Origin of the sequence: Ramlibacter sp., assembly GCF_035706265.1 — a bacterium.
GTDB lineage: Bacteria > Pseudomonadota > Gammaproteobacteria > Burkholderiales > Burkholderiaceae_C > Ramlibacter.
Genome location: NZ_DASSVG010000219.1, coordinates 1 through 7,831 on the forward strand (window position 1 = coordinate 1; position 7,831 = coordinate 7,831).

At 67.2% G+C, this 7,831-nt stretch carries 10 protein-coding genes and 1 tRNA gene; all 11 read left to right on the forward strand.

Annotated features, from left to right (window positions below):
• Positions 1-693 (forward strand): S1 RNA-binding domain-containing protein (locus VFM98_RS08290; RefSeq protein WP_325109439.1); only part of this gene is annotated, 693 nt, incomplete at its 5' end.
• A gap of 78 nt (positions 694-771) precedes the next feature.
• Complete coding sequence (locus VFM98_RS08295) at positions 772-1,761, forward strand: NAD(P)H-quinone oxidoreductase (protein ID WP_325109440.1); 990 nt, start codon at positions 772-774, stop codon at positions 1,759-1,761.
• An 8-nt stretch (positions 1,762-1,769) separates the two neighbouring features.
• Positions 1,770-2,522 carry a triose-phosphate isomerase gene (tpiA, locus tag VFM98_RS08300; protein ID WP_325109442.1) on the forward strand — a complete coding sequence of 251 codons (753 nt, stop codon included), beginning with the start codon at positions 1,770-1,772 and terminating at the stop codon, positions 2,520-2,522.
• A 37-nt stretch (positions 2,523-2,559) separates the two neighbouring features.
• Complete coding sequence (gene secG / locus VFM98_RS08305) at positions 2,560-2,997, forward strand: preprotein translocase subunit SecG (RefSeq protein ID WP_325109443.1); 438 nt, start codon at positions 2,560-2,562, stop codon at positions 2,995-2,997.
• A gap of 137 nt (positions 2,998-3,134) precedes the next feature.
• A tRNA-Leu gene (locus VFM98_RS08310) sits at positions 3,135-3,219 on the forward strand.
• 58 nt (positions 3,220-3,277) lie between these two features.
• Positions 3,278-3,649: an NADH-quinone oxidoreductase subunit A gene (locus VFM98_RS08315; protein WP_325109444.1), complete on the forward strand. Its 372-nt coding sequence runs from the start codon at positions 3,278-3,280 to the stop codon at positions 3,647-3,649.
• A gap of 45 nt (positions 3,650-3,694) precedes the next feature.
• Positions 3,695-4,174, forward strand: a complete 480-nt coding sequence (locus VFM98_RS08320) for an NADH-quinone oxidoreductase subunit B family protein (protein WP_325109445.1) — start codon at positions 3,695-3,697, stop codon at positions 4,172-4,174.
• A gap of 14 nt (positions 4,175-4,188) precedes the next feature.
• Positions 4,189-4,803: an NADH-quinone oxidoreductase subunit C gene (locus tag VFM98_RS08325; RefSeq protein ID WP_325109447.1), complete on the forward strand. Its 615-nt coding sequence runs from the start codon at positions 4,189-4,191 to the stop codon at positions 4,801-4,803.
• Positions 4,804-4,935: 132 nt separating this feature from the next.
• Positions 4,936-6,189 carry an NADH-quinone oxidoreductase subunit D gene (locus VFM98_RS08330; protein ID WP_325109448.1) on the forward strand — a complete coding sequence of 418 codons (1,254 nt, stop codon included), beginning with the start codon at positions 4,936-4,938 and terminating at the stop codon, positions 6,187-6,189.
• A complete protein-coding gene (gene nuoE, locus VFM98_RS08335; RefSeq protein WP_325109449.1) occupies positions 6,186-6,677 on the forward strand; it encodes an NADH-quinone oxidoreductase subunit NuoE in 492 nt (163 codons plus the stop codon). Before VFM98_RS08330 ends, nuoE begins: the two co-directional genes overlap by 4 nt.
• Positions 6,674-7,831: NADH-quinone oxidoreductase subunit NuoF (gene nuoF / locus VFM98_RS08340; protein WP_325109450.1), on the forward strand; the 1,158-nt coding region annotated here is incomplete at its 3' end. The genes nuoE and nuoF, both read left to right, overlap by 4 nt.

The following is a 7,831-nucleotide window of genomic DNA, read 5'->3' on the forward strand; positions in this document are numbered from 1 at the left end:
GCGCTGGGCGAGGCCAAGGCCGACGTGTCGACCTGGGCGCCGCGCCTGTACACGATGAAGATCAACCCGGAGAAGATCCGCGACGTGATCGGCAAGGGCGGCGCGGTGATCCGCGCGCTGACCGAGGAGACCGGCACCCAGATCGACATCGCCGAGGACGGCACCATCACCATCGCCTCCACCGACGCCGCCAAGGCCGAAGAGGCCAAGAAGCGCATCGAGCAGATCACGGCCGAAGTGGAAGTGGGCAAGGTCTACGAAGGCCCGATCACCAAGCTGCTGGACTTCGGCGCGCTGGTGAACCTGCTGCCCGGCAAGGACGGCCTGCTGCACATCTCGCAGATCGCGCACGAGCGCGTGGAGAAGGTCAGCGACTACCTGTCCGAAGGCCAGGTCGTGCGCGTCAAGGTGCTCGAGACCGACGACAAGGGCCGCGTGAAGCTGTCCATGAAGGCGCTGGCCGAACGGCCGGAAGGCATGGAAGACCGTCCCCCGCGCGAACCGCGTGGCGACCGCGGCGACCGTGGCGACCGTCCGCCGCGCGGCGAAGGCCGTGGCGACCGTCCGCCGCGCGAATTCCGCGAGCCGCGGGAACCGCGTGAGCCGCGCGAGGCCCGCGAGCCGCGCGAGCCCCGCACCGAGCCGCAGCAGGAATCCGGCAGCGGCACGCCCGAGGGCGGCAACCAGCAGTAAGCCAGGGTTCCACGTCGAGCGTTCAGCGTTCGGCGTGGAAGACCTCGCCCAACGCTCAACTCTCAACGCTCAACGACCATGAGAGCCATCGAGATCACGCAATACGGCGCGCCGGAAGTCCTGCGCGCCGGCGAGCGCCCCGACCCGACCCCGGGCGCGGGTGAACTGCTGATCCGGGTCGCCGCCAGCGGCGTGAACCGGCCCGACGTGCTGCAGCGCACCGGCAACTATCCCGTGCCGCCCGGCGCCTCGGACATCCCGGGCCTGGAAGTGGCGGGCACCATCATTTCCGGCGACGAGCAGGCGATGAAGGCGGCCGGCCTGAAGGTCGGCGACCGCGTCTGCGCGCTGGTGGCCGGCGGCGGCTACGCCGAACTGTGCGTCGCGCCGGTGGGCCAGTGCCTGCCGGTGCCGCGTGGCCTGAGCGACGTCGAAGCCGCTTCCCTGCCGGAGACGTTCTTCACCGTGTGGAGCAACGTGTTCGACCGCGGCCGCCTGCAGCCCGGCGAGTCCTTCCTGGTGCAGGGCGGCACCAGCGGCATCGGCGTCACGGCGATCCAGATGGCCAAGGCCATGGGCGCCGCCAAGGTGATCGCCACCGCCGGCTCGGACGAGAAGTGCAAGGCCTGCGTCGAGCTCGGCGCCGACCACGCGATCAACTACCGGACGCAGGACTTCGCCGAGGAGGCGAAGAAGCTCACCGACGGCAAGGGCGTGGACGTGATCCTCGACATGGTCGCCGGCAGCTACGTCGACCGCGAGGTCAAGTGCGTCAACGAAGACGGCCGCATCGTGATCATCGCGGTGCAGGGCGGCACCAAGAGCGAGTTCAACGCCGGCCTGGTGCTGCGCCGTCGCATCACCGTGACGGGCTCCACGCTGCGTCCGCGGCCGGTGGCCTTCAAGGCCGCCATCGCCGCTTCGCTGGCGAAGAACGTCTGGCCGCTGATCGAGAGCGGGAAGATCAAGCCGGTGATCCACAGCACCTTCCCGGCGGCGGAAGCGGCCAAGGCGCACGCGCTGATGGAGTCCAACCAGCACGTGGGCAAGATCGTCCTGACCTGGTAGCCACAACGATGACGACGAAGAAGAAGCTGATTGCCGGCAACTGGAAGATGAACGGCAACCTGGAGGCCAACGATGCGCTGGTGCGCGCGGTGGTGGCGGGGATGAAGGACGCGGCCTGCGAGGTGGCCGTCTGCGTGCCGGCGCCTTACCTGGCGCAGGTGCAGATGCTGCGCCACGGCTCGAAGCTGGAGCTGGGCGCGCAGGACGTGTCGCAGCACGCCGCGGGCGCCTACACCGGCGAGGTGAGCGCGCCGATGCTGCGCGAGTTCGGGGTGCGCTACGCCATCGTCGGCCACTCGGAGCGCCGCCAGTACCACGGCGAGACCGACGCGCTGGTGGCGGAGAAGGCGAAGACGGCGCTCGCGCACGGCATCACGCCCATCGTCTGCATCGGCGAGACGCTCGCCGAGCGCGAGGCCGGACGGACCGAGGAGGTCGTGAAGCGCCAGATGGCCGCCGTGATCCACGTCAACGGCCACTGCATCAGCGAGATCGTGGTGGCCTACGAGCCGGTCTGGGCGATCGGCACCGGCAAGACCGCGACGCCCGAACAGGCCCAGCAGGTGCATGCGCTGCTGCGCACGCAGCTGGCCGCCGCCACGGCGCACGCGGAGCGCGTGCACATCCTCTACGGCGGCAGCATGAACGCCGCCAATGCCGCGAGCCTGCTGGCGCAGCCGGACATCGACGGCGGACTGATCGGCGGCGCCTCGCTGAAGGCACCCGACTTCCTGCAGATCATCGCCGCGGCCAGCGCCTGAGAGCGCGTCGCGTGACCACAACAACGGAGTATTCGGAATGAACGTCTTGTTGACCATCGTGCTGGCCGTGCAGATGCTTTCGGCCCTCGGCATGATCGGCCTCATCCTGCTGCAGCACGGCAAGGGCGCGGACATGGGCGCGGCCTTCGGCAGCGGCGCATCGGGCAGTCTCTTCGGCGCCACGGGCAGCGCCAATTTCCTCTCGCGCACCACGGCCATCCTGGCTGCGCTATTCTTCGTCTGCACACTGACGTTGGCCTATTTCAGCCACAGCGTGAAGCCGGTGGCTTCGGGCAGCGTGCTGGAGCGCGCAGCGCCCGCGGCGCCCGCGGCTTCGGCCACGGGGCCCAACCCGGCCAACCAGATCCCGGGCGGCGGCACGCCGGTGCCGGCGCAGCAAGGTCCGGCGACGACGCCGGCGACCACCGCGCCGGTCGCCCCGGCGTCCGGCGCCGCGCAGATTCCGACCAAGTGATCTAGGTCAAGCAAGAGTCACTGTCGTTTCCGCCCGGCAGTGGCGACTCCGAATCGGAGTACACTCAGTGGTTGTCCGGATAGGCGAGCGCTCCTAAAGAGCGCACTCCTCGTGAGCCTGCCGGACAGGTAGTTTCAGCCGTCGTGGTGGAATTGGTAGACACGCTATCTTGAGGGGGTAGTGGCGAAAGCTGTGCGAGTTCGAGTCTCGCCGACGGCACCAACAATACAGCCCGCCGGGCACGTACCCGGCGGCGCGAAAAGCGCGGACCTTGCCCTCGATGAACCTCGACCAGTACCTCCCTGTCCTCCTGTTCATCCTTGTCGGCATAGGTGTCGGCGTCGCCCCCCAGGTTCTCGGCTGGGTGTTCGCCAAGGGCATGGGGGTGCAACGCCCCGACGCGGCGAAGAACTCCCCTTACGAGTGCGGCTTCGAGGCCTTCGAGGACGCGCGCATGAAGTTCGACGTGCGCTACTACCTCGTCGCCATCCTGTTCATCCTGTTCGACCTCGAGATCGCCTTCCTCTTCCCCTGGGCGGTCGCTCTGCGCGAAATCGGCCCCGTCGGCTTCTGGGCCATGATGGTCTTCCTGGCCATCCTCGTGGTCGGCTTCGTCTACGAGTGGAAGAAGGGCGCGCTCGACTGGGAATGACCCGGCCGCTTCGCCTTCCCGCTTCCATCCTTCCGAGAGATTCTTATGGCAAACCAGGGCATTCTTGAAAAAGGTGTCGTGACCACGACCGTGGACACGGTCATCAACTGGGCCAAGACCGGCTCGCTGTGGCCCATGACCTTCGGCCTCGCCTGCTGCGCGGTGGAGATGATGCACGCGGGCGCCGCGCGCTACGACATCGACCGCTTCGGCATGCTGTTCCGCCCGAGCCCGCGCCAGTCCGACCTGATGATCGTGGCCGGCACGCTGTGCAACAAGATGGCGCCGGCGTTGCGCAAGGTGTACGACCAGATGGCCGAGCCGCGCTGGGTGATCTCCATGGGCACCTGCGCCAACGGCGGCGGCTACTACCACTACAGCTACTCGGTGGTGCGCGGCTGCGACCGCATCGTCCCGGTGGACGTGTACGTGCCCGGCTGCCCCCCGACGGCCGAGGCCCTGCTGTACGGAATCATCCAGCTGCAGCAGAAGATCCGCCGCACGCAGACCATCGCCCGCGCCTGAAGGAAGACAGGAACATGATCCCGGCCCCCGTGTGCCCCACGCCCGAAGCCGTGCGCGACGTCGTCGCCGCCACCCTGGGCGACAAGGCCAAGAGCATCACGCTCAAGCTCGGTGAAGTCACCGTCGTCGTCGCCGCCAAGGACTACCACGAGGCGGCGCGCACGCTGCGCGACGCGCCCGGCTGCCAGTTCGAGCAGCTGATGGACCTGTGCGGCGTCGACTACTCCGAATACGGCATGGGCACCTGGGACGGCCCGCGTTTCGCGGTGACGTCGCACCTGCTGTCGGTGAGCCTCAACCAGCGCGTGCGCCTGCGCGTGTTCTGCCCCGACGACGACCTGCCGGTGGTGGCCTCGGTCATGGACCTGTGGAGCGCCGCCAACTGGTTCGAGCGCGAGGCCTTCGACCTGTTCGGCATCGTGTTCGAGGGCCACGACGACCTGCGCCGCATCCTGACCGACTATGGCTTCATCGGCCACCCCTTCCGCAAGGACTTCCCGGTGTCCGGCCACGTCGAGATGCGCTACGACCCCGAGAAGAAGCGCGTGATCTACCAGCCCGTGACGATCGAGCCGCGCGAGATCACCCCGCGCATCATCCGCGAAGAGAAGTACGGGGGGCTGCAGTGATGAATACCAAGGCAGGACGCAGAGGACGCAAAGGGTACGCAGAGGACGCAAAAGGAAAATCGTTGAAAGGTCTTTTTTGCGTCCTCTGCGTATCTTTCGCGTCCTCTGCGTCCGGAAGTTTGGATTTCTGACATGGCTGAAATCAAGAACTACACCCTGAACTTCGGGCCGCAGCACCCGGCGGCGCACGGCGTGCTGCGCCTGGTGCTGGAGCTCGACGGCGAAGTGATCCAGCGCGCCGACCCCCACATCGGCCTGCTGCATCGCGCCACCGAGAAGCTGGCCGAGACCAAGACCTACATCCAGTCGCTGCCGTACATGGACCGTCTCGACTACATGTCGATGATGTGCAACGAGCATGCGTACTGCCTGGCCGTCGAGAAGCTGCTCGGCATCGAGGTGCCGGTCCGCGCCCAGTACATCCGCGTCATGTTCTCCGAGATCACGCGCCTGCTGAACCACCTGCTGTGGCTCGGCGCGCACGGCCTCGACTGCGGCGCGATGAACATCCTGATCTACTGCTTCCGCGAGCGGGAAGACCTGTTCGACATGTACGAGGCGGTGTCGGGCGCGCGCATGCACGCGGCCTACTTCCGCCCGGGCGGCGTCTACCGCGACCTGCCGGATTCGATGCCGCAGTACAAGGCGAGCAAGGTGCGCAACCAGCGCGACGTGGACCGCCTGAACGAGGGCCGCAGCGGCACGCTGCTGGACTTCATCGAGGACTTCACCAGGCGCTTCCCGGCCTACGTCGACGAATACGAGACGCTGCTGACGGACAACCGGATCTGGAAGCAGCGCACGGTGGGCATCGGCGTCGTCACGCCCGAGCGGGCGCTCAACCTTGGCTTCGCCGGCCCGATGCTGCGCGGCTCCGGCATCGCCTGGGACCTGCGCAAGGCGCAGCCCTACGAGGTGTACGACCGGATGGACTTCGACATCCCCGTCGGCAAGACCGGCGACTGCTACGACCGCTACCTGGTGCGGGTGCAGGAGCTGCGCGAGTCCAACAAGATCATCGCCCAGTGCGTCGAGTGGCTGAAGGCCAACCCGGGCCCGGTGATCACCGACAACCACAAGGTGGCGCCGCCCGACCGCGAATCCATGAAAGCCAACATGGAGGAGCTGATCCACCACTTCAAGCTGTTCTCCGAAGGCTTCCGGGTGCCGGAGGGCGAGGCCTACGCCGCGGTGGAACACCCGAAGGGCGAGTTCGGGGTCTACATCGTCAGCGACGGCGCCAACAAGCCCTACCGCCTGAAGCTGCGCCCGCCGGGCTTCCCGCACCTGGCCGCGCTCGACGAGATGGGCAAGGGGCACATGATCGCCGACGCCGTGGCGATCATCGGCACGATGGACATCGTGTTCGGAGATATCGATCGATGATTAGCGAAACCACCAAGGCCCGCTTCGCGCGCGAAGTCGCCAAGTACCCGCCGGACCAGAAGCAGTCCGCCGTGATGGCCTGCCTCGCCATCGTGCAGCAGGAGCAGGGCCACGTCAGCCCCGAGAGCGAGGCGGAGGTCGCCGAGTACCTGGGCATGCCGCCGATCGCGGTGCACGAGGTCACGACGTTCTACAACATGTACAACCAGCACAAGGTGGGCAAGTACAAGCTGAACGTCTGCACCAACCTGCCTTGCCAGCTGCGCGACGGCCTCAAGGCGCTGCAGCACCTGGAGCAGCGCCTGGGCATCGAGATGGGCGAGACCACGCCCGACGGCCTGTTCACGCTGCAGCAGTGCGAGTGCCTGGGCGCCTGCGCCGACTCGCCCGTGATGCTGGTGAACGACCGCACGATGTGCAGCTTCATGTCGGCCGACAAGCTGGACCAGCTGATCGACGGCCTGCGCAAGGCCGAGGGGGTCGCATGAACGCCCAGCAGGTGCTCTCGCAGTTCATGGCGACGGGTGTCCAGACCTGTTTCCACGACCGCCACATCGATCCGCAGATCTACAAGGGCCTGGACGGCACCAACTGGCGCCTGAAGGACTACGAGGCGCGCGAAGGCTACCAGGCGCTGCGCAAGATCCTCTCCGAGGGGATCACGCCGGAGCAGGTGATCGCCACCGTCAAGGAAAGCGCGCTGCGCGGCCGCGGCGGCGCCGGCTTCCCCACCGGCCTGAAGTGGAGTTTCATGCCCCGCCAGTTCCCGGGCCAGAAGTACATCGTCTGCAACTCCGACGAGGGCGAGCCGGGCACCTGCAAGGATCGCGACATCCTGATGTTCAACCCCCACATCGTGATCGAGGGGATGATCATCGCGGGCTACGCCATCGGCGCCTCCGTGGGCTACAACTACATCCATGGCGAGATCTTCCAGGTCTACGAGCGCTTCGAGGAAGCGCTGGAGGAAGCCCGCGCGGCCGGCTACCTGGGCGACAACATCCTCGGTTCGCAATTCGGCTTCCAGCTGCACGCGCACCACGGCTTCGGCGCCTACATCTGCGGCGAGGAAACGGCGCTGCTCGAATCGCTGGAAGGCAAGAAGGGCCAGCCGCGCTTCAAGCCGCCGTTCCCGGCCAGCTTCGGCCTGTACGGCAAGCCCACCACGATCAACAACACCGAGACCTTCGGCGCGGTGCCCTGGATCATCCGCAACGGCGGCCAGGCCTACCTGGAGATCGGCAAGCCGAACAACGGCGGCACCAAGATCTTCTCGGTCTCCGGCGACGTCGAACTCCCCGGCAACTACGAAGTGCCGATGGGCACGCCTTTCTCCAAGCTGCTGGAACTGTGCGGGGGCGTGAAGGGCGGCCGCAAGCTCAAGGCCGTGATCCCCGGCGGCTCCTCGGCCCCGGTGCTGCCGGCCGACATCATGATGCAGTGCACGATGGACTACGACTCCATCGCCAAGGCGGGCTCCATGCTCGGCTCGGGCGCCGTCATCGTGATGGACGAGACGCGCGACATGGTGGAAAGCCTGCTGCGCCTGTCCTACTTCTACATGCACGAATCCTGCGGCCAGTGCACGCCCTGCCGCGAGGGCACGGGCTGGATGTGGCGCGTGATCGACCGCATCCACAAC

What these genes read in the sequence shown, in the direction of transcription:
- VFM98_RS08320 (WP_325109445.1), top strand. Translation starts at nt 3,695, where the DNA reads ATGGCAAACCAGGGCATTCTTGAAAAAGGTGTCGTGACCACGACCGTG.
- VFM98_RS08330 (WP_325109448.1), top strand. Translation starts at nt 4,936, where the DNA reads ATGGCTGAAATCAAGAACTACACCCTGAACTTCGGGCCGCAGCACCCG.
- VFM98_RS08295 (WP_325109440.1), top strand. Translation starts at nt 772, where the DNA reads ATGAGAGCCATCGAGATCACGCAATACGGCGCGCCGGAAGTCCTGCGC.
- tpiA (WP_325109442.1), top strand. Translation starts at nt 1,770, where the DNA reads ATGACGACGAAGAAGAAGCTGATTGCCGGCAACTGGAAGATGAACGGC.
- VFM98_RS08325 (WP_325109447.1), top strand. Translation starts at nt 4,189, where the DNA reads ATGATCCCGGCCCCCGTGTGCCCCACGCCCGAAGCCGTGCGCGACGTC.
- nuoE (WP_325109449.1), top strand. Translation starts at nt 6,186, where the DNA reads ATGATTAGCGAAACCACCAAGGCCCGCTTCGCGCGCGAAGTCGCCAAG.
- secG (WP_325109443.1), top strand. Translation starts at nt 2,560, where the DNA reads ATGAACGTCTTGTTGACCATCGTGCTGGCCGTGCAGATGCTTTCGGCC.
- VFM98_RS08315 (WP_325109444.1), top strand. Translation starts at nt 3,278, where the DNA reads ATGAACCTCGACCAGTACCTCCCTGTCCTCCTGTTCATCCTTGTCGGC.